Annotated in this window: 14 protein-coding genes, 1 tRNA gene and 2 pseudogenes; 9 read left to right on the top strand and 8 right to left on the bottom strand. The window is 63.8% G+C overall.

The features are described from left to right. Positions 1–14: 14 nt before the first annotated feature. Complete coding sequence (locus X757_RS147405) at positions 15–1,778, bottom strand: adenylate/guanylate cyclase domain-containing protein (protein ID WP_023687631.1); 1,764 nt, start codon at positions 1,776–1,778, stop codon at positions 15–17. 290 nt (positions 1,779–2,068) lie between these two features. Here X757_RS147405 and X757_RS147410 point away from each other — a divergent pair, with 290 nt between their 5' ends. After that, a complete protein-coding gene (locus X757_RS147410; RefSeq protein WP_023672128.1) occupies positions 2,069–5,353 on the top strand; it encodes an adenylate/guanylate cyclase domain-containing protein in 3,285 nt (1,094 codons plus the stop codon). Positions 5,354–5,372: 19 nt separating this feature from the next. Continuing rightward, positions 5,373–6,053 (top strand): redoxin domain-containing protein, encoded by a 681-nt coding sequence (locus tag X757_RS147415; protein ID WP_023672127.1) that lies wholly within the window; start codon positions 5,373–5,375, stop codon positions 6,051–6,053. Between the two features lie 20 nt (positions 6,054–6,073). Here X757_RS147415 and X757_RS1000000165780 read toward each other — a convergent pair whose 3' ends face one another. Continuing rightward, positions 6,074–8,101 carry an SAM-dependent methyltransferase gene (locus tag X757_RS1000000165780; protein WP_245272153.1) on the bottom strand — a complete coding sequence of 676 codons (2,028 nt, stop codon included), beginning with the start codon at positions 8,099–8,101 and terminating at the stop codon, positions 6,074–6,076. A 323-nt stretch (positions 8,102–8,424) separates the two neighbouring features. After that, positions 8,425–8,499: transfer RNA gene (locus X757_RS147420), tRNA-Gly, on the bottom strand. 216 nt (positions 8,500–8,715) lie between these two features. On the opposite strand from X757_RS147420, the gene X757_RS147425 reads away from it, so the two are divergent. The 4 genes from X757_RS147425 (at position 8,716) to X757_RS147440 (ending at position 11,357) form a co-directional block, all read left to right on the top strand. Then, entirely contained in the window at positions 8,716–9,213 is a 498-nt protein-coding gene (locus X757_RS147425) for a prolyl-tRNA synthetase associated domain-containing protein (protein WP_023698124.1), read from the top strand. Between the two features lie 80 nt (positions 9,214–9,293). After that, positions 9,294–10,301 carry a thioredoxin gene (gene trxA / locus X757_RS147430; protein ID WP_023698125.1) on the top strand — a complete coding sequence of 336 codons (1,008 nt, stop codon included), beginning with the start codon at positions 9,294–9,296 and terminating at the stop codon, positions 10,299–10,301. A gap of 111 nt (positions 10,302–10,412) precedes the next feature. Then, entirely contained in the window at positions 10,413–11,084 is a 672-nt protein-coding gene (locus tag X757_RS147435; RefSeq protein WP_023685086.1) for an LON peptidase substrate-binding domain-containing protein, read from the top strand. 30 nt (positions 11,085–11,114) lie between these two features. After that, a complete protein-coding gene (locus X757_RS147440; RefSeq protein WP_023672122.1) occupies positions 11,115–11,357 on the top strand; it encodes a Trm112 family protein in 243 nt (80 codons plus the stop codon). 237 nt (positions 11,358–11,594) lie between these two features. Here X757_RS147440 and X757_RS147445 read toward each other — a convergent pair whose 3' ends face one another. The 3 genes from X757_RS147445 to X757_RS1000000169000 are packed head-to-tail and all read right to left on the bottom strand — an operon-like array spanning position 11,595 to position 17,336. Next, positions 11,595–14,867, bottom strand: a complete 3,273-nt coding sequence (locus tag X757_RS147445) for an error-prone DNA polymerase (RefSeq protein WP_023726696.1) — start codon at positions 14,865–14,867, stop codon at positions 11,595–11,597. Next, on the bottom strand, positions 14,864–16,342 hold the full coding sequence (locus X757_RS147450; RefSeq protein WP_023726695.1) for a DUF6504 family protein: 1,479 nt from the start codon (positions 16,340–16,342) through the stop codon (positions 14,864–14,866). Before X757_RS147450 ends, X757_RS147445 begins: the two co-directional genes overlap by 4 nt. Continuing rightward, positions 16,284–17,336 carry an ImuA family protein gene (locus tag X757_RS1000000169000; protein WP_023726694.1) on the bottom strand — a complete coding sequence of 351 codons (1,053 nt, stop codon included), beginning with the start codon at positions 17,334–17,336 and terminating at the stop codon, positions 16,284–16,286. The genes X757_RS147450 and X757_RS1000000169000 overlap by 59 nt, the downstream gene beginning before the upstream one ends. Positions 17,337–17,557: 221 nt before the next feature. Here X757_RS1000000169000 and X757_RS147460 point away from each other — a divergent pair, with 221 nt between their 5' ends. The 3 genes and pseudogenes from X757_RS147460 to X757_RS147465 all read left to right on the top strand — a co-directional run bounded on the left by X757_RS147460 (position 17,558) and on the right by X757_RS147465 (position 18,652). Beyond that, entirely contained in the window at positions 17,558–17,980 is a 423-nt protein-coding gene (locus tag X757_RS147460; RefSeq protein ID WP_023699282.1) for a metallopeptidase family protein, read from the top strand. 65 nt (positions 17,981–18,045) lie between these two features. Beyond that, positions 18,046–18,361 (top strand): annotated as a pseudogene (locus X757_RS01000000164935) (type II toxin-antitoxin system RelE/ParE family toxin). Between the two features lie 9 nt (positions 18,362–18,370). Beyond that, positions 18,371–18,652, top strand: coding sequence for a helix-turn-helix domain-containing protein (locus tag X757_RS147465; protein ID WP_023673920.1), 282 nt, complete (start codon positions 18,371–18,373; stop codon positions 18,650–18,652). A gap of 30 nt (positions 18,653–18,682) precedes the next feature. Here the strand turns inward: X757_RS147465 and X757_RS147470 are convergent, their stop codons facing one another. Further along, a complete protein-coding gene (locus X757_RS147470) occupies positions 18,683–18,889 on the bottom strand; it encodes a DUF1737 domain-containing protein (RefSeq protein ID WP_023673921.1) in 207 nt (68 codons plus the stop codon). 39 nt (positions 18,890–18,928) lie between these two features. Further along, positions 18,929–19,824: pseudogene (locus tag X757_RS01000000164930) on the bottom strand (CoA ester lyase). Positions 19,825–20,000: the final 176 nt, after the last annotated feature.

Below are 20,000 nucleotides of genomic sequence, written 5' to 3'. Positions count from 1 at the left end.
CGGGCTTTAGCCCGTCATTGCACCACGCCGGCCTTGCGGAGCCCCTCTACCATCAGTTCGAAATCGGCAGGGTTCTTGTAAGGCAAGACCTTGCGACGGTGTTCCAGCGAATAGGCGGGATTGACGCGAAGCAGGTCCTGCCATGCCGTATGGGCCTCCTCCAAACGGCCCAGATGGCCGTAGCATGCGGCCAGAAGCGCACGCGAGACGTCGGTGACAGCGTTGCGAGCCAGCCGTTGCAGCAAGAGGTCGACGGCCTCTTCGTACCTTCCCAGTTGAAACGATGTCAAAGCCTGGAAGTGCAGAAGCACATCCGGAAAGTATGGATTCAAGGTCTTTCCCCGGGCGAAACTCTCTAGCGCCTCCGCGGGTCTACCCGAATAATACAGCGCCTCGCCGCGGGCGACGTGCGCTTCGGCGAAGTTCGGATTGAGGGCTATCGCGCGCTCGACCTCGCCGATGGCTTCATCGTGCCGCCGTGTGTAAAGCTTGGCCGATGCCAGCGCCCAGTGCGCCCAGGGATCGCTGTCATCCAGCGTTACCGCTCGCGTTGCTGCCTCTTCCGCTTGCGCCATCGAGTCCGACGCACCCCACCTGTTGAGGTAATCGAGCCCGTACGTGAGGGCTAGGAAAGCGTGGGCAGAGGCAAATTTCGGGTCCAGTTCGATGGCCCGCTGCAAGAGCTCGCGGGCCGCGACGTTCGTGTCCTTCGTCAGCCGGTGCCACAGCTCCCGGCCCCGCAGGAAACAGTCATACGCCTCCGGGTTGCGCTGGTGTTCGGGCGCCAGCCGCAGACGGTCATCCTCGGTCAGATTGAGCGCCAGCGCACCGACGATGTGCTGCGTCACGTCATCCTGCACGGCGAATATGTCAGTCAGATCGCGATCGAACCGCTCCGCCCAAAGATGGCCGCCTGAGATTGCATCGATGAGCTGCGCGGTGATGCGTACCTTGTTCCCCGACTTGCGTACGCTGCCTTCAAGGACATAGCGCACGCCGAGCTTCGTGCCGACATCCTGCACATGGACGTTCTGGCCCTTGAAGATGAACGACGAATTGCGAGCGATGACGAAGAGCTGTGACAGTTTGGACAGCGCCGTGATGATGTCTTCGGAGATGCCGTCGGCGAAGTAGTCCTGTTCGGCATCACCGCTCATATTGGCGAACGGCAGCACGGCGATCGACAGTTTCGGCGGCGCTGCCGCAGCCGGAGGGCTCGTCGGGGTTTGCGAGGTCACGGCCACCTTGGCCCCGGCGCCGACCTGCAGCGAATACACCCGGATCGGCTCGGCGATGTTCTTGAGCTGTGTGCTGCCGAGATCGCTGACCGAGAGGTCAAGCCTGGCCTTGACCTGGCGATAGGCATCCTCGGACAGGCAGATGGCGCCGGGCGCCGCAACGCCCTCCAGACGCGAGGCGATGTTGACGCCGTCACCCATCAGGTCGCCATCGCTCTCTTCGACCACGTCGCCCAGATGGATGCCTATCCTGAACTCGATGCGGCGCTCCTGCGGTACGCCGGCATTGCGCTCAACCATACCGTTTTGAATCTCAACGGCGCAGCGCACGGCATCGACCACACTGCGAAACTCAACCAGTGCCCCATCTCCGGTACGCTTGATAACCCGCCCGTGGTGCACTGCAATGATCGGATCGATCAGGTCGCTGCGCAGTGCCCGCAACCGCGCCAAGGTACGATCTTCGTCCGCGCTCGCGAGCCGGCTGTATCCGACCACATCTGCAGCCAGGATTGCGGCCAGCTTACGGTTCTCGCTCATGGGTCGCCTCCTCATCTCCATCATAGCAGGAAGACGGCGGGACGAGGAAATTTTCGCAAATCACGGCCACGCAGCCGCCCGTATCGGCAGTGCTCCACCGCCGAACCCAGACCGATGCCCATTTGCGCTGCCGCTTGCCGGTTGACGACTATCGGTTCATCCTTGTGAATACCCCGGCCGTGACGAGCGTGGCGAGATCACGCGTCATGGCCCAAGGTCAAAGAGATAGAGCATGATGTCGTCCGAAAACCGCTTCACACTCTTCGGCATCATGCTCTGGTGAGGTGTCCATGAACTGCTCGGGCTGCGGTTTCGAGATCGAGGGCGGTTACGCCTTCTGTCCGAAGTGTGGCCGCCGCCAGCCCGTGCCATGCGCCAGTTGCGGCTACGCCTGCGCACCTGATTTCGAGTTCTGTCCTAAATGTGGGGCAAGCGTCGGTGCGTCCGCAAAAGCTGCCGAACGGCCTGCTCCGACACCAAGCCGCACCATTGCGCAGCCCTCTCGAGCTCCATCGCCGAACATCGAAAGCGAAGAGGGGCCGCATTCCGTCTCCGACGCCGATCGACGAACGGTAACGGTGCTGTTCGCCGATCTCTGCGGCTTCACGACACTCAGCGAGCAGCTCGACCCCGAGGTCATGCAGGCGCTGCAGAACGAACTGTTCAAGGAATTGACGGCGGCCGTGCAAGGCTTTGGTGGTTTCGTCGACAAATTCATCGGCGACGCTCTGCTCGCCTTATTCGGTGCGCCGGTCGCGCATGAGGACGATCCGGAACGTGCGCTTCGAGCCGCTCTCGACATGATCGCCCGGACGGCGCGGCTCGGTGAAAGCACCCGCCACTCCGGCTCGCCGCTGCTGCTCCACATAGGCATAAACACGGGTCCGGTCGTTACTGGCGGATTGGGCATCGGCACCGCCAAATCCTATTCGGTGACCGGCGACACGGTGAATACGGCGCAACGCCTGCAATCGCTGGCTGCACCGGGTGAGGTGCTGGTGGGCGAACTCACGCACAGGCTGACCCGGCATGCCTTCTCGTACGAGTCGCTGGGCGATGTCGTCTTTCGCGGCAAGGCTGGCAGTGTGCTCGTCCACCGACTGGATGCACCGCTTGCGGCGCCGCGTGCAGCGCGCGGGCTCGAGGCGCTCGGCCTCAGTGCGCCCATAATAGGTCGTGATGCGGAGCTCAACAGAATGCTGGCGAGCCTTGACTTGGCGTGCGGCGGCTCGGCCCAGCTTGTCCGCCTCGTCGGCGAAGCCGGTATCGGGAAGTCGCGGTTGGTGAAGGAGTTCGTCGCCCGCGTCGGCGACGAGGATCGTTTTCGCAACGTCGCCGTGCGGCAGGCCACGTGCTCACCGCTGGGTGAACAATCATTTGGCGCCCTGGGTGCAGTGGTGCGCAGCGCTGCCGGGATGATGCAAAACGACAATGGGGACGAAATGCGGGGCAAGCTCGCAGCCTTGCTTGCCGATCTCGGCCTGCAGGGCGAGGAGGCGAAGCGGCTGATGCCTTTGCTCTACCATGTGCTTGGCCTCGGCGACCCCGATGCCACCTTGCAGCATGTCGAGCCCGAGCAGCTGCGGCGGCAAATTCTCTACGCGGTCCGCACAATCATGGAACGGCGGCTTGCGTTGTCGCCGCTGTTGATTGTCGTCGAAGACCTGCACTGGGCCGACTCCGTCTCGCTCGAGGCACTGCGTTTCGTGATGGACAGACTGGAACGCACGCGGCTGATGTTGCTGGTCACGCATCGTCCGGCGTCGGACAACGACCAACTCGACTCAAGTCGGGTCAGCCACACAGCGCTCAGGCTTTCGCCGCTCGACAGCGATGACGGACGCCGCCTGGTGGCGGCGCTTTTCGGCGAGAGCTGGGTAAACGCCGCAGGAGGGCTTCTCGACCAGATCCTCGAGCGCGCGGGCGGCAACCCGCTTTTCTTGGAGGAGATCGTTCGCGGCCTTATCGATCGCGGTGTATTGGTGCGCGAGGGCCAGCAATGGCGGACCGTGGCAGGCGAAGTCGCAACCGGCATCCCCGCCACGATCCAGGCAATGTTGCTTGCTCGCGTCGACCGGCTGCCGCAAGAGGTGCGCCGGTTGGCCCAGGAAGCCGCGGTAATCGGCCCGCGCTTCGATGCCACGCTTCTGAAAGCCGTGGCAGCCGACCCCGGCCGACTGGAAGCGGGCTGCGAACTGCTTTGCGATGCGGAAATCATCGAGGAAGTTGCCGGATCAGGCTCGGTCTCGTCGCAAAGCTACCGCTTTACGCAAACATTGCTGCAGGACGTGATCTACCAGAATCTGCTCCTGCAACGCCGGACCGACATCCACCGCCGGGTAGGTGCCGCCCTGGAGCAACTGTGCGGCGACAAGCCGGAACGGTTCGAGGATCTGGCCGTGCTCGGTCATCATTTCGCTCAGAGCGCCGAGCGGGAGAGGGGCGCGCATTACCTGCAGGCGGCGGGAGATCGCGCTCGCATGATATACGCCAATGACGACGCCCTTCGTTTCTACGAGCGAGCACTGACTGCGTTGGGCGCGATCGGGCAAACACCGCTCAAACTGGCAATTGCAGAGCGCATTGCCGATTTGAGCGGCCCGGCAGGCCGCCGCGAGATTGCACACCGCCACTACGAGGCGGTGCTGCAGGCCTATCGCGAGTCAGCCGATCGTGTCGCGGCGGCGCGCGTTTTGCGCAAGATCGGTCGGCTGTTTTGGGACGTGGGCAAGCGGGACGACGCGGAATCGCGCTACGCTGAAGCGGCAGCGCTCCTCGATGGAGCGGATGCCCCGATCGAGCAGGCGCATCTCTGGCAAGAACGTGGCCGACAGGCGTTCCGCAGCGGAGATCACACTCTCGCGGCAAAATGGGCAGACGCGGCGCTGGATTGCGTACGCTCTCTGACAACGGAACATGTCTCCGATGATGCCACCCTCGTGACCGCCGAGGCACTTAATACCAAGGCTGTTGCGCTGGCTCGCCTTGGGCGAAACCATGAAGCCGTGCGTGAGGTTGAGCGCAGCATTGAATTGGCCGAAGCCGCCGGTCTGCTGGGCGCGGCCTGCCGCGGCTACACCAATCTCGGGGTGCTCTACACGACCATCGATCCGGCGAAGGCGATGGAGGTCTGTCGGCGCGGTCTTGAAGTGGCGCGCCGTATTGGCGATTTGGGTTTCCAGGCGCGCCTCCTCGCCAATCTGGCGGTAGCTTGTTGTACTTTCACGGATCGCTGTCCAACGGAGGGCGTGCCTGCTGCCGAGAAGGCCATCGAGATTGACCGGGCGCTCGACCAGCGCGAGCACCTGCCAGTGCCGTTGATCGTGCTTGGGCAGATCCACCAGTGCAACGGCCATCCGGAACTGGCGATCGGCTTGTTCCACGAAGCACTGGAGGTAGCCCGCGAAACGGGCGAGCCCCAACTGCTGTTTCCGTGCTATGATGGACTCGCAACGCTTAATCTCGACCTCGACAATCTGGCCGAGGCCGAACGCTACTTTTCCCTGGCGCAGGGTATATGCGCCCAGCACGGGCTCGACCCGGAAGCGCTTGTGGTGCTGCCTTTTCTCGACTAGCCGGGATAGGGGGTTGGACATGTCCGCGCCTAGTGGATTGATACCGCTTCAACCGGGCGACCGGGCGCCGAACCTGATACTCGACGCCATTACCCAGGAAGGCAAGATTGCGCTTGACGACTTTCGCGGGCAAAAACCGGTGCTGGTCGGCCTGTTTCGAGGTCTGCATTGTGCGTTTTGCCGGCGCCACATCGCCGCTCAGGCGCGTCTCGATCCGGAGCTGCGCGAAAAGGGCGTGGAGAGCCTGACGGTGGTCAACACGCCGATCGAACGGGCGCGGCTCTATTTCCGCTACCATCCAATGCCGAACCTGCTTGCGGCGTCGGACCCGGAACGCGCTTCACATCGTGCTTTTGGACTGCCCAATCTCGAATTCACCGAGAACGAGACGAACTGGCCGTACAAGGTCGCGATGGCAGCGGCACAGGACATGCGGGTCGACATACCTGGCGAATTGCCCGGTCCCATGGATCCGATGACAGCCGCCGCAATCCTCGACAAGAAGGACCACTACGAACTGACCGAAGCCGACGAGCAGATGATGGCCACGGGACACGGACAACTGGTTGGTCAGTTCCTGCTGGACCGGCAGGGGATCGTCCGCTGGAGCTTCACGGAGGTCCCGGAGGGTGGGCGATACATGTTTGGCGCCCCAAACCCGAAGGAGCTGATGTCAGCCGTGTCGCAAGTCGCCCAATAATGAACTGACAAGTTCACCGTTTATCCGAGCACGGCCTCGACAGTGGCGACAAAGTCATCGAGCGAGCGGTCGCCGCGAATCTCGATGCGCGGAAGGTCGATGAGATCGCTATGGAGGTCCGCCGGCCCGTGCCTGCGGCCGAAGCCTACTCGATAGCCGCACTCCCTAGCCAGCCGGCCAAGCCGTCGGTCGGTGACGGAGAAGGGGGCCGCGAACGCCCTGGTTGGCCGGCCGGTCCAGCGTTCGATGAACAGACGAGAGCGCAGGAGCTCGGAGGCCAGGTCAGCGCTCGACAGACCATCTATGGCGCGATGCGTCGCCATGTGGCTGCCGAAGAAGGCGCCTTCGGCAGCGAGGCGTCGCACCGTCCCGGCGCCCATAAGCGGCGTCGGCGGACCGATGTCGGTGTCCCACTTTGCACTTTCGCCCACCAGGTCCGTCACCAGGAACACTTCCGCGTTCAGGTCGTTGGCGCGCAAGATCGGCCAGGCATGGTCGGCGAAGTTCTGGAAGCCGTCATCGAAAGTGATGAGCACCGGGCGGCCGACGAAAGGCTGACGGTTGGCGATGGATGCTTCCAGCTGCTCGGAGCCAATGGCGTGAAAGCCATTGGCGCGCAGCCATCCCATCTGGCTGGCGAATGCGGCGGGCGTGAGCCGAAAGCGAGCGAGCGCGGCCGGACCTTCATCGGCAACGCCGTGATACATGAGGACAGGGATATGCCGGCGCTGCTCGTTACGTGCGACGTCGCGGCGCAAGGCTCGCGCCCCACCCCAGACGATATTTCGCGCGACGCCGATTTCGATGGGCGCGCGGATCGGCACATGATCGATCACCGGGTCCGTCGCCACATCGCCCGGCGATAGGCGGCGGAAGCGGTCTATGCGGTAGAGCTCGGTCTGGATCGATTGCTCGAGCACCAGGCCTTCGGTCGCTGCCAGCGTCTCGGAGATCGCCTGGGCACCGAATGTGTTCCAGTCGAAGCCCGTCTTTTCGACATTGTCACGCAGCACGAATGCGTGTGCGCTGATGAAACTACCGCCAGGCGCCAACGCCTCGGCAAATTTCTTGGCGATGCGCCGCAACTCGGCGAGATCGTCCAGATAGTAGAGCACCTCCGAACAGAAGATCAGATCCATCTCACCCGGCAGCGTGTCGGCAGCGAAATCGAGTACGCCGAACTCGACATTCGCCTGATTGTTGCATCGGGCGCGGGCTCGCTCGATGGCTATGGCGGAGATGTCGGTTGCGGTCAGATGGCCCACGCGCGGCGCCAGCTGCCGCGTGAAATGGCCCTCCGCACAGGCCAGCTCAAGCGCCCGCCCGATGGGACCGGCAGGCAGGATCTCGATCTGCCGCTCATATTTTTCCTGCTCATAGAGCGAGCTGTAGTTCCAGGGATCCTCGGTCGCGAAATAGCTGTTCCAGAACGCCGTGCGATCCTTGTCGTGCTTGTCCGCGACCCGTGCGCGGCGCGGCGTAACAGGCTCTGACGGTTCAGCGCTCGACCGAACCAGGTCATGCGCCTGTGCAGCCAATTGCGCGAGTTTGCCGAAGTGGCTGTCCTGATCGGGCTCGCTTCCCGCCATGGCAAACGATACCTCGGCTGCAGGCGTGTTTGACGTGGTCGCGCCGGCGCCCTTTTGCGGTGCAGGCGATCCTCCCGCAAGCCGCTCAGCAGGCACTACATCCAGGATCAATTCAATCCAATGATCGCTCGTCACCGTCCCGAGTGCACCGAACTGCACGACAGCCTCGATCCGGCCATCCAGCATCAGATGGGCATAGATCTGATCGATGCCTTCCGGCAGTTCGGTCGCGGTCGGATTGCGAGCGTCGACGCGAACTCCGAGCGTTCGCGCCAGCCTGCGCGGCGCGGCAAGATCGTCGGCTTCGAGAAGCATTTGCTCAAGCTGGTACTGGACGCGGCGAGCTGCTGCGGGATTGTCCCAGATCTTGCCGAGTTCGATGATCAACGCGGTGGTTGCGCTGCCGAACCTCGCCCATCCGGCAGCCAATTGTGCCGGCACCGACAGGCTTCCTGCCATGAGGCCATCGAAGATTACCTTGGCAATCTCATGCGCCCACTTGCGTCCCGCCGGGAGTGCGCGCAGGGGCTGCGGGTCGACCAAGCGCGAGCCTGAGCCGCATTCGGACGCGGCGTTCCGCAACGCCAGCCAAGCAAGCGCTTCGGATGCGCTGCCGCCGTTCGCCGAACTGGAAACCAAGGGATTATGCGCCACGCCGTACTACCCGCGCCTGGTTCTGAGGGAGAACAAGTGTCCCGCAACGCGCTTACATCGCCGGTCTGGAAAAAGCAAAAGGCGCCCCGAAAGGCGCCTCTTCATCGCTTGATTCCCCTAGAGGAAACTGGAGCGGGTGAAGCGATTCGAACGCTCGACCCCAACCTTGGCAAGGTTGTGCTCTACCCCTGAGCTACACCCGCTCACACGGCCCTTTGGCCGCAAGCCGGGCCTATATGGCTGAAGAGCGCGGCGATTGCAACAGGGAAATGACGGGCTTTTTGGTCGCGCCAAATCGCTTGGCGGAACCTTGTCGGCCACGCGGGTGGTTCATCGACTTCCCGCATGACGGTCTTGTCTCGGCGGCATCATTGGCCGTAAACGGCTTTGCCGCGCGCCGATACAGGGGAAGACCACCAATGCCGAAGACCGAAGCCGAGCTTTTCGCCTTTCTTGCCGATCTCGGCATATCAGTGTCGACCGTGCGCCATCCGCCGCTCTATACGGTGGCCGATTCGCAGTCGCTGCGCGGCGAGATACCGGGCGGGCACACGAAAAATCTGTTTCTCAAGGACAAGAAGGACAATTTCTTCCTGGTCAGCGTCGGCGAGGAGGCGGTCGTCGACCTGAAGCAGATCCACACGATCATCGGCGCCGCCGGCCGGGTGTCGTTCGGCAAGCCGGAGATGCTGATGGAGCTGCTCGGTGTCATTCCGGGCGCGGTCACCATGTTCGGGCTGATCAACGACACCGAAAGACGGGTCAAGGTGGTGCTCGACCAGGATTTGATGGCACATGCGACAGTCAACGCGCATCCGCTGACCAATGAAGCGACGACGTCGATCGCGTCCGCCGACCTCATCAGATTCGTCGAGGCAACCGGACATGATGCTGCTATCTTGAAAGTCTCGGCTTGATCGCCACATGGATGGCGAAAACTGACCTCTAGTTAAGGACGTCGCGCTGCTCCGCTGGGCGCGATCGGAAGGGCGACGACATGAGCGACAACAACAATCCGTTTGGCGGCCAATTCGGCGGCAATTCTGGCCAGTACACCACGTCCGTGCAATATGGCGGCGCCGAGCCGGCCAAGTCGGCACTTGGCCCGACACCCGGCGCAGCACCTGCCGCTGGCGAGCTGATCAAGGACACCACGACCGCCACTTTCGCCGCCGACGTCATCCAGGAATCGCGCAAACAGCCGGTACTGGTCGATTTCTGGGCGCCGTGGTGCGGGCCCTGCAAGCAGCTCACGCCGCTTCTGGAAAAGGCGATCAAGGCCGCCGGCGGCAAGGTCAAGCTGGTCAAGATGAACATTGACGATCATCCCTCGATCGCCGGCCAGCTCGGCATCCAATCGATCCCGGCGGTCATCGCCTTCAAGGACGGCCAGCCTGTCGACGGCTTCATGGGCGCCATCCCCGAGAGCCAGATCGCCGAGTTCATCACCAAGGTCGGCGGCAAGGGCAATGGCGCGCCGCCCGTCGCCGAAGCACTGGCCGCGGCGGCGGAAGCGCATGCGGCGGGCGATGCGCAGACCGCAGCCGACATTTACGACGCGATCCTGGCGCAGGCGCCGGAGACGATCGAGGCGATTGCCGGGCTGGGCGAGCTTCTGTTCGAGGCCGGCGACAGCGACGGCGCCGAGGCGCTGCTGGCAACGGCGCCGGAGGCCAAGAAGAATGCGCCGGCACTTGCCGCGCTGCGTGCCAAGATGACGCTGGCTGCGGAAGCGGCAGCACTTGGCAATCCAGCTGAATTCGAGCAGCGACTGGCCGCCAATCCCGGCGACCACCAGGCGCGTTTCGACCTCGCCATGATCCAGAACGCCAAGGGCGAGCGCCATGCGGCGGCCGACAATCTTCTGGCGATTATAAAAGCCGACCGGACGTGGAACGAGGACGGCGCCAGGGCGCAGTTGCTGAAACTGTTCGAGGCCTGGGGCATGACCGACGAGGCGACGCTGGCGGCACGGCGCAAATTGTCGTCGCTGCTGTTTTCCTGAGCCGTTTGCCGGCCAAATTGCCGGGGCGTGGCTGTCGGGCCTTGCGGTCGGCGGCCGCCGCGCCAGATTAGGCCGATAACATCGCGCCCGAAGCGGGTCGGAGGAGTGAAGGTGCAGGTCGGAAACGCATTTTACCGGGTCGGCAAGGATCTGCCGGCAACCATTCCGGTGTTTCCGCTTGCCGGCGCGCTGCTGCTGCCGGGCGGGCGCATGCCGCTCAACATCTTCGAGCCGCGCTATCTGCAGATGGTGGATGAGGCGATCGCCGGCGCGCGGCTGATCGGCATCGTCCAGCCCAGCCTCAATGGCGCGTTGCGCGCCGACGGGGAGCCGGAACTGTGCAATGTCGGCTGCGCCGGGCGCATCATCTCGATGGCCGAGAGCGGCGACGGCCGCTATCTGGTTTCGCTGCAGGGCGTCTGCCGTTTCCGCATCACCAGCGAATTGCCGGTGAAGACGCCTTTCCGGCAATGCAAGCTGGCGCCGTTCCTCACCGATCTTGCCGAAGACCAGGCGGCAAGCGAGGTCGACCGGCCGGCGCTGTTGAAAGCGTTTCGCGCTTATCTGCAGGCCAACGATCTCGAAGCCGATTGGGAAAGCGTCAGCCGCGCCGAGAACACCATGCTGGTCAATGCGCTGTCGATGATGGCGCCCTACGGACCGGCCGAGAAACAGGCGCTGCTGGAGGCGCCCGACCTGAAAGCCCGCGCGGAGACGCTGATCGCGATCACCGAAATGGCGCTGGCGCGCGAGAATGAGGACTTTGGTTCCAGCCTGCAATAGGGGCTGAGCCGATGGCTGAAGGGGGATCCAATGGCTGCGGATGGGCGTGACGGCAAGTCGGTCAATGTCGATCCAAAATTGCTGGAGCTGCTGGCCTGCCCGCTGACCAAGGGGCCGCTGGCCTGGGACCCGGTGCGCGGCGAGTTGATCTCGCGGCTTGCCAAGCTCGCTTATCCCGTGCGCGACGGCATCCCGATCATGCTGCCCTCGGAGGCGCGGACTATTTCGGCGGAAGACGTGCTGTCGCCGCCGCGATTGGGTGGGCCGGGCTGAATCAGAGCGTCGCTGAAGTTTGCTGAAGGCTGGCGGGACAGCGCCCTGAAGTCCTGCCGGACATCTCCCCCACAAGGAGGGAGATTGCTTGTCGCTCCCGCTTCGCCAGTCTTTATTGTTGAAAAATTGGCTGGATGGCGAAGCCGCCGATCTCCCCCAAGTGTGGGGAGATGCCCGGCAGGGCAGAGCAGGGCGCGAAGGATCATCGTCGCTTCGCATTCGATGAATAAGCTGCGCCTACTGAAAATTCCGCCCCTTGGGCATGACCCTTTCAGCTTTGTCCGAGAGGGTGGCAATGTCGGGCCGGGCAGCCGGCGTCATCTCTTCCAGCAGCACCGTCAGCCACGGCGTCAAATCCTCGATCTTTTCGGCGACGATGTGGATGACGTCGGATTCCGACTGCAGCTTGCCGGTGACCTTGACGAAGCGCGCGCCCATGACGATGGGCCGGAAACGGGTAAAGGTCCGCTCCCAGAAAATGACGTTGGCGACGGCCTTGTCGTCTTCCAGCGTCAGGAAGATCGCATTGCCCTTGCCGGGCCGCTGCCGCACCAGCACCAGGCCGGCGACCGAGACCCGCCTGCCGTCGCGCACCGAGCCGAGATTGGCATTGGGAATGACGCCGGCGCGGTCGAGCCGCTCGCGCAGGAAGGCGACCGGATGCGCCTTCAGCGACAGGCCGAGCGCGCGGTAGTCGTGGATGACGTGCTCGCCGAGCGGCATTGTCGGCAGTTTTGTCTCGGGCTCGAGTTCGCGCAGCCGGATCGCCGGCTGGTCGAACAGCGGCAGACGTTCGGCGGCGCTCTTGCCATCCAGCGCGCGCACCGCCCACAAGGCTTCACGACGATCGAGGCCGAGCGAGCGGAAGGCGTCAGCCTGCGCCAGTCTTTCGATTTCGCCGACATTGAGGCCCGAGCGCAGCCACACATCCCTGACGCTTGTATAGCCGGCGCCGCGCCGCGCGGTGAAAGCTTCCATACGCTTCTCGGCCAAGCCCTTGATCTGACGGAAGCCAAGCCGGACGGCGTACCGGGTCTTGATGACACCGCGCATTTCGGCATGGCGCCCCAGGATGCGGCCTGGATCGAATTGGGCTTTCTCCAGGGTGCAGTCCCAGTCGGAAAAATTGACGTCGACGTCGCGGATATCGACGCCATGGTCGCGCGCGTCGCGCACCAGCTGGGCCGGCTGGTAAAACCCCATCGGCTGCGAATTCAGGATCGCGGCGCAGAACACGTCGGGATAAAAGGTCTTGAACCAGCAGGAGGCATAGACGAGCAAAGCGAAGGAGGCGGCGTGGCTTTCGGGAAAGCCGTATTCGCCGAAGCCTTCGATCTGCTTGAAGCAGCGCTCGGCGAAGTCCTTGGTGTATCCCTTGCCGACCATGCCGTCGATCATGCGCTGGCGGTAATTGCCGATGGTGCCGGTGCGCTTGAAGGTGGCCATGGCGCGGCGTAGTTCGTCGGCTTCGCCGGGTTTGAAACCACCGGCGACGATTGCAATATTCATCGCCTGTTCCTGAAACAGCGGCACGCCGAGTGTCTTCTTGAGAATAGCCTCCAGCTCTGGCTTTTGATATTCAGCCGCTTCCTTGCCCTGCCGACGGCGCAGATAGGGGTGCACCATGTCGCCCTGGATCGGGCCGGGCCGCACGATCGCCACCTCGATGACCAGGTCGTAGAATTCGCGCGGGCGTAGACGCGGCAGCATCGACATCTGCGCGCGCGATTCGATCTGGAAGACGCCGAGCGTGTCGGCGCGGCAGATCATGTCGTACACGTCGTTCTCTTCCGGCGGCAGGGTGGCCAGCACATAGGGTCGGCCGTAATCATCCCGGGCCTTCGGATAATGGTCGGTGAGCAAGGTGAAGGCGCGCTTCAGGCAGGTCAGCATGCCAAGCGCCAGAATATCGACCTTCAGGATCTTCACCGAGTCGAGATCGTCCTTATCCCACTCGACCATCTTGCGCTCGTCCATTGCCGTCTTGACGATGGGGACGATCTCGTCGAGCCGGTCGCGGGTAATGACGAAGCCGCCGACATGCTGCGACAGATGCCGGGGAAAGCCCATGATCTCGTTGGCGTGGGCGATCACGTGACGGGTCGAGGTCTCGTTGCGGTCGAGGCCGCCGGCATGCGCCTCCTTCTCGCCGAGCTCCGAGGTCGACCAGCCCCAGATCGAACTGGAGAGCGCAATGCGGACATCGTCCGACAGGCCCATGGCCTTGGCCACCTCGCGCAGCGCCGAGCGGCCGCGATAGCTGATGACGGCGGCAGCCAGCGCGGTGCGCTTGGCGCTGTATTTGGAGTAGATGTACTGGATCACCTCCTCACGCCGCTCATGCTCGAAATCGACGTCGATGTCGGGCGGCTCGTTGCGCTCCTCGGAAATGAAGCGCTCGAACAACGTGTCGATGCGCTCGGGGCCGACCTCGGTGATGCCGATGCAGTAGCAGACGATCGAGTTGGCGGCCGAGCCTCTGCCCTGGCACAGAATGCCCTCATTGCGGGCGAACTGGACGATGTCGTAAACGGTCAGGAAATAGCGCGCATAATTCAGACGCTCGATCAGAGCGAGCTCCTCACTGATGCGCTGCAAGACGGAAGCGGGGACGCCCGCCGGATAGCGCGTGGCGGCCCCCTCCCTGGCCAGACGCTCTAGCTCGGCCTGCGGCCCAAGCCCTGATTGCGTCGGCTCGTCGGGATAATTGTACTGGAGGTCGCTGAGCGAGAAGGTCAGTTCGCCGGCAAAGCGCAGCGTCTCGGCCAGCGCCCGTGGATGGCGGCGGAAGAGACGGGCCATTTCCAGCGGCGGCTTCAGATGGCGCTCGGCGTTGGCCGTCAGCTCCAGCCCGACCTCGGCGACCGGCAAATTGAGGCGGATGGCGGTGAGCACATCTTGCAGCGAGCGGCGCTCGGCGCTGTGATAAAGCACGTCGTTGGTCGCCATCAGCGGCACGCCGACGATGTCCGCCATGCCCGCCGCCTGCTCGATGCGGAAACGGTCATTGCCGCGATAATCCGGCGCCATGCCTAGCCGCAAATTAGCGCCGAAACGGTCTTTCAGTTGACGGACCAATGCCAGGGGATCGTCGGCATTCGCCGAGAGATCCGGCAGCACCGCCAGCGACAGCAGGTGGCCCCATTCGAGCAGGTCGCTGCGCTGGAGAAGGGTCGCGCCCTTCTCGTTTTCATCGCGCAAATTGGCTTGCGTCAGCATGCGGCAGAGATGGCCCCAGCCCTTGCGGTTCTGCGGATAGGCGAGAATGTCCGGCGTGCCGTCGCCGAACACCAGGCGGCAACCGGGGTGATAGGCGAGCTTCTCGACCTTGGCCTGCTGCCAGGCGCGCACGACGCCGGCCACCGTGTTGCGGTCTGCCAGTCCGATCGAGGAAAAGCCGAGGAATTTGGCCGCCACCACCAGCTCCTCCGGCTTGGAGGCGCCGCGCAGGAAGGAGAAGTTCGACTGGATGCCGAATTCCGCATAGGGGATGACGGTCAGCGCGTTCATGCGAAGACCCCATGCATGAACCAGCGCGGCGGCACCTGCGGGTTGCCATAGAGGCCTTGCCGGTAGAGCCAGTAGCGGCGGCCGTCGGCATCCTCGATCCGGAAATAGTCACGCGTCGATGTGAGCGGATCGCTTGACGTTTCACGCCACCATTCCGGCGCGATGCGTTCCGGCCCCTCGGCGCGCGCGACCCGGTAGAGCGCGCGGCGCCAGCGGAAATTCATCGGCGGACCCTCAGGCATTTCGGTGGCCGGCACCTCGATCGGCTCGGGCGAACGGAACAGCCGGATCGGCCGTTCCGGCGGGAAGATGGTTGCGCGCGGCGCGTCTTTCGAGCCCGGCTTCCTGAGCGGTGTTTTGCGTTGTGGCGCTTCCGAGAACGGGATGGTGGCAATGGCGCGCTCCGGCAGATGGCTCTCGAGGGCGACCGGCTTCAGCACCGCACTGTCGCCGAGCCTGGCGCGGATGCGGTCGGCAAAGAGTGCCATGTCGGCGCCGTAATCCTCGGTCTCGCCGGTCAAATCGGCCTGCTGCATGTCGAAGCCGGCGGCCGCCAGCACCGAAAGCCGCACCAGGTCGAAGCCGTAGCCGGCATCGATGTCCTGTTCGAGCGCGGCCAGCCGCTCATGGAACAGGCGCTGGATAAGCTTGGGTTCGCGCAACGGTCGCGAGGTACCGACAGCGATGCGGCTGACGGCGCCGTCGACGCGAAACAAAAGCAGCGCCAGCATCCTTGCGCCCTCGCCGCGGCGTTCGAGATCGGCCTTCAGCGTCACCGCCAGCAAGAGCACCAGCCGTTCGATCTCGGCGGTCAGCACGACCGGCTCGGCCAGGTGGCGTTCGACCGAAAGCGGGGCCACGGGCAGGCGCGGCGATACCGCCTCGTCGAGGCGGCCGAGCGCCTGGTCGAGCCGCAACAGCAAGGTCGCGCCGAAGCGACGGGCGAGCGGCGCGCGCGGCGCTGCCATGACCGCGCCGGCGGTCCGCAGGCCGACGCTTTCCAAGCTGGCGCGGATATCGGCCTCGATGCGCAGTGCCGCCAGCGGCAAGGGGGCGAGCAGCGCTTCCTCCTCGCCGGAGACAACGATGCGGTTGCCGCAGAAGCGCGCCGCCGCCCAGGCTGCACCCGGCGTCGCGGCCAACCCGGCGCGGACATCGAAACCCTGCTGGAAAAACCGCGCAAGGATGTCGTCCAGCATGGCGCGCTCGCCGCCGAACAGATGCGTGCAGCCGGTGACGTCGAGATAAAGGCCATCAGTACCGTCGAGCGCCACCAGCGGCGTATAGCGATCGCACCAGTCGGCGAGGCCTTCGAGCAGCCGGCGATCGGCGTCCGGATCGGCCTCGACGATGTCGATCGAGGGATGCATGGCGCGCGCATCGGCAATGCCCATGCCAGGCTTCAGATGCAGCGCCTCAGCCCGCTCGTCGAGGGCCGATATGCGCTGGGCGTTGCGGTCGCGATGGCTGATCACGAGCGGTGGGTGAGATGGCGGCAGATGATCCGAAGGCCGGGAACGCCACGACCGTCCCAGGCGCTGGCGCAGGATCCGTTCTGCCGCCAGATGCGGGAACCACAGCGACAGAATTCTCTGCCCGTTTTTCGCGGGGCTTTCTTTCTTCGAATGCGTGTTCATCGGGGTTCCACTCCAGTGTGAATTGTCCAGGCAGAGCGGTGCGGCTCTTGCCGATGCTGACGGTGAAGGCAGGGTGGCCGATCGAGCCGGCAAGCGGCCCGGCGATCGTCCGGCGCGATTTCGCTGGTGCAGCCGACACGATGAGGCGCACCGGGGCGGCGGTCGGCTCGGCTTCGCCGGCCTGGCGCAGCAGGAACACCGGCCGGCCGGCGTTTTGGGCGCGCGCGTGCAGCCGGCGCGTCGCGGTGAGGTCGAGCCGCTGCGGGCTGCCACGGATTTCGAGGATGATTGCGGCGAGCGCCGTCATCTTCGCGGCCTCCTCGGCTACCCACAGCGCATCGGTGAGTTTCGGCGCCTCGGAAAACAGCAATTGCTCCGGGGCGATACCGAACATGCCCTGCAATCCCCTGGCATAGGGAAAGCCGGCCTCGCGAAAAATCTCCGATGTGCCGATCCACAGCACGGGCAAGGGCTGGCCCCTGAGGATCAGGCTGACCAGCGACAGCACAAAGCCGGCGACGGCCCCGGCATTGCGGGTCTCAAGGCCATGGATTTCGTTCAAGGCGGCTTTCGGCAGGCCGCCGCTCAGCGCCGCATCGAGGCGCTCGACGCCGGTGGCCAGGAAAGCATCCGGCGAAGCCACGGCAAGCCCGCGCCGGATGATGGTGACATCGGCATTAGGTTCGGGCGCACCGCCGATAGCGCTGTCAGGGCGCGCACGAGGTCGCTCGCCGGCCGGCGCGGCCAGGCGCTCGGGCAGCGTTCCCTCGATCTTCGCGATCTGGCGGCGCAGGGCAAAAACAGTCTCCCGCGCCACGGCTGATGTCGCCATGACGGTCAATTTCTCTCATAATTGTTCCTGTTATGTTCTTATAGATTCCAGAGGGTGCCGAAAGAGTCAAGCGGAGTCAGAAGGAATTTATTCCTTGATCAAAGGTGGCGAGGCCAACCTTGGACTTTGGTCGCAGCCATTCGGCGCAAAGAATTGGCCAGGTACCCGTCCATTTGCCGAGTCCGGAGGGAAAGCCTATATGCCGGATCAAAGGACAAAGCATGGCCCGCATCTACAAGACCCGCACCTGGCACGATGAACTCTCGCCCTCGATCGAGGAGATGGAGTTTCTGGCGCTGGAGGCGTACGCGCATCTGCCCGACGATTTCCGCAAGCTGACCGGCGAGATCGTCATCATGATCGCCGAATTCCCGACCGACGAGATCATGGACGATCTGTCGCTGGAGACGCCGTTCGACCTGCTTGGCCTGTTCGAGGGCCGCGGCATCGCCGAGCGCTGGAACCCGCAGACCGGCGAAGGCCCGAACCGCATCACCCTCTACCGCCGCGCCATCCTCGACTACTGGGCCGAGAACGAAGAGACGCTGGGCGACATCGTCACCCATGTGCTGATCCACGAGATCGGTCACCATTTCGGCCTGTCGGACGATGATATGGAAAAGCTCGAAGAGGCGGCGGAGTAAGGCTGTGCGATATTCAGGTGGCGAGCCTGCTTGTGAAATTATACAAGTTTTGATATAAAGTCTGTATGCCCACCAAGCGACTGGAGTTTCTTGGAGATTCTCTTGCCAAGCTCCGGGCTTTTCCAGAGGCGGTGCGCAAGGAAACGGGCGCTGCACAAGGTTCAACTCGGATTTGAGCCAAGCGATTGGAAGCCGATGACGACGATAGGCCTAGGCGTACGGGAAATCCGTGTCCGAGACGATGCTGGCGCGTTCCGGGTGCTTTACGTCGCCAGCATAGGTGACGCCGTCTTTGTCTTGCACGCCTTCCAGAAGAAGACGCAACAGACGGCGAAACGAGACTTGGCTCTTGCCGCATCGCGGTTCAGGCAAATTCAGTGAGACATGCTCATGGAACGTCAAAGCTTTGAAAATGTCTGGGATGCGCTGGAAGACACCCCGGCTCAGTCCGCCAACATGACTATGCGCTCCAATTTGCTGATCGCGATCGAACAGCGGGTGCGGAGTTGGGACGTTACCCAAGCCGAAGCAGCCAACCGGCTCGGGATTACCCAGCCACGCCTTAGCGATCTTCTGCGGGGCAGGATCGCGAATTTTAGTCTGGACACCTTGATCAATCTGGCCACACAGGCCGGACTTACAGTGCGTCTTGATATTGCCGAGGCAGCCTAGCGCTGTCTTAGACAGGCTGGCAAAGCTCGCCTACCAATCACTCAGCTTCGTATCCGGCCCGTATTCCTGGCCGTCGATATCCTTCACCACCGCCTGGCCGCAGCGCATCGATTTGGTCTTCTTGTCATAGGCGTAGGTCGGTGAGCCGTACAAATGCCAGCCCTTGTTCAGCGCCGCGGTGACCTTGTGGCAGAAGGTTGAATCGTCGGGGGCGGACAGAAAGCGGTAAAGTCTCATGGGTCAGGTCCTGTCGTGAGTTCGTCTTTTCGGGGCGGATCATGCGCCGATGGCGGCGGCCTTCGCCAGCAGTTTTTCGGCCTGTGCCAGATGCAGCCGCTCGACCATCCTGCCGTTCAGAGCAATCACGCCTTGCCGGCATTTTCCGGCAAGGCAAAGGCATCCTTCACCGCGCGCGCCTCGGCCAGAGCTTCGGGCGCGGGCGCAAGGGCGCGGTTGGCGGCTTCGATCTGGGCCGGGTGGATCAGCGTCTTGCCATCGAACCCCATGGCGGCGGCTTCGGTGCATTCGCGCGCAAACGCGTCGAGGTCGCGAAAATCGTTGGAGACGCCGTCGAGTATGTCGATGCCGCCGGCTCGCGCCGCCAGCACCATCTGCATCAGCCAAGGCACGAGGTAGCGCCGATCAGGCGTCGCCAGAATGCCGGTTTCCTTGACCAGATCGTTCGTTCCGGCAACGAAACAATTTAGCCGCGAAGCGCGATCGCGGCCGAGTTCGGCAATGGCGCCGATGTTGAGCATGGCCTTGGGCGTCTCGATCATCGCCCAGAGCTTGACGCTGTCGGGGGCAAAATTGTCGTCGAGCACGTCGCCGACTTCGAGGATATCGCGCGGCGTGGCGACCTTGGACAACAGGATGCCGTCGGGCTCGAATTTCGCCGCGGTCAGCAGGTCATCGTTGCCCCATTCGCTGGACAGCGCGTTGACGCGCACGATCATTTCGCAGCGGCGCCCATGCTGATTGGCAACTGGTCGGCTGGCGAAAATGCCGGCCAATTTGTCCCGCGCGGCGACCTTGTCGGCGGGCGCAACGGCGTCCTCGAGGTCGATGATCACGGCATCGCAGGCCAGCGTCGCGATTTTGGCCAGCGCCTTGTCGTTGGAGGCGGGGACGTAAAGCACCGAGCGGCGCGGGCGGTAAGGTTCGCTTGTCATGGCCGATCTATGCCGCGTGTGGGCGGGGGAGGCAAGCGTCCGACCGGTACCTGATGACGAGCCAACTGCGAAAGCTTGCGCTGCCCCGCCCGTCCCGCAGCAGTTGCGGAAGGGGGCCTTTCCTCTCCCCCGTCGATCGGGGGAGAGGTGTCGAGCGAAGCTCGACGGAGTGGGGG

Source organism: Mesorhizobium sp. LSHC412B00 (genome assembly GCF_000503035.1).
In the GTDB taxonomy this organism is placed as follows: domain Bacteria; phylum Pseudomonadota; class Alphaproteobacteria; order Rhizobiales; family Rhizobiaceae; genus Mesorhizobium.
Note: the sequence above shows the minus strand (reverse complement) of the source record. Positions and strands in the feature narration are given on the sequence as shown.

What these genes read in the sequence shown, in the direction of transcription:
- X757_RS147405 (WP_023687631.1), bottom strand. Translation starts at nt 1,778, where the DNA reads ATGAGCGAGAACCGTAAGCTGGCCGCAATCCTGGCTGCAGATGTGGTC.
- X757_RS147410 (WP_023672128.1), top strand. Translation starts at nt 2,069, where the DNA reads ATGAACTGCTCGGGCTGCGGTTTCGAGATCGAGGGCGGTTACGCCTTC.
- X757_RS147415 (WP_023672127.1), top strand. Translation starts at nt 5,373, where the DNA reads ATGTCCGCGCCTAGTGGATTGATACCGCTTCAACCGGGCGACCGGGCG.
- X757_RS1000000165780 (WP_245272153.1), bottom strand. Translation starts at nt 8,101, where the DNA reads ATGGCAGGAAGCCTGTCGGTGCCGGCACAATTGGCTGCCGGATGGGCG.
- X757_RS147425 (WP_023698124.1), top strand. Translation starts at nt 8,716, where the DNA reads ATGCCGAAGACCGAAGCCGAGCTTTTCGCCTTTCTTGCCGATCTCGGC.
- trxA (WP_023698125.1), top strand. Translation starts at nt 9,294, where the DNA reads ATGAGCGACAACAACAATCCGTTTGGCGGCCAATTCGGCGGCAATTCT.
- X757_RS147440 (WP_023672122.1), top strand. Translation starts at nt 11,115, where the DNA reads ATGGCTGCGGATGGGCGTGACGGCAAGTCGGTCAATGTCGATCCAAAA.
- X757_RS147445 (WP_023726696.1), bottom strand. Translation starts at nt 14,867, where the DNA reads ATGAACGCGCTGACCGTCATCCCCTATGCGGAATTCGGCATCCAGTCG.
- X757_RS1000000169000 (WP_023726694.1), bottom strand. Translation starts at nt 17,336, where the DNA reads ATGGCGACATCAGCCGTGGCGCGGGAGACTGTTTTTGCCCTGCGCCGC.
- X757_RS147460 (WP_023699282.1), top strand. Translation starts at nt 17,558, where the DNA reads ATGGCCCGCATCTACAAGACCCGCACCTGGCACGATGAACTCTCGCCC.
- X757_RS147465 (WP_023673920.1), top strand. Translation starts at nt 18,371, where the DNA reads ATGGAACGTCAAAGCTTTGAAAATGTCTGGGATGCGCTGGAAGACACC.
- X757_RS147470 (WP_023673921.1), bottom strand. Translation starts at nt 18,889, where the DNA reads ATGAGACTTTACCGCTTTCTGTCCGCCCCCGACGATTCAACCTTCTGC.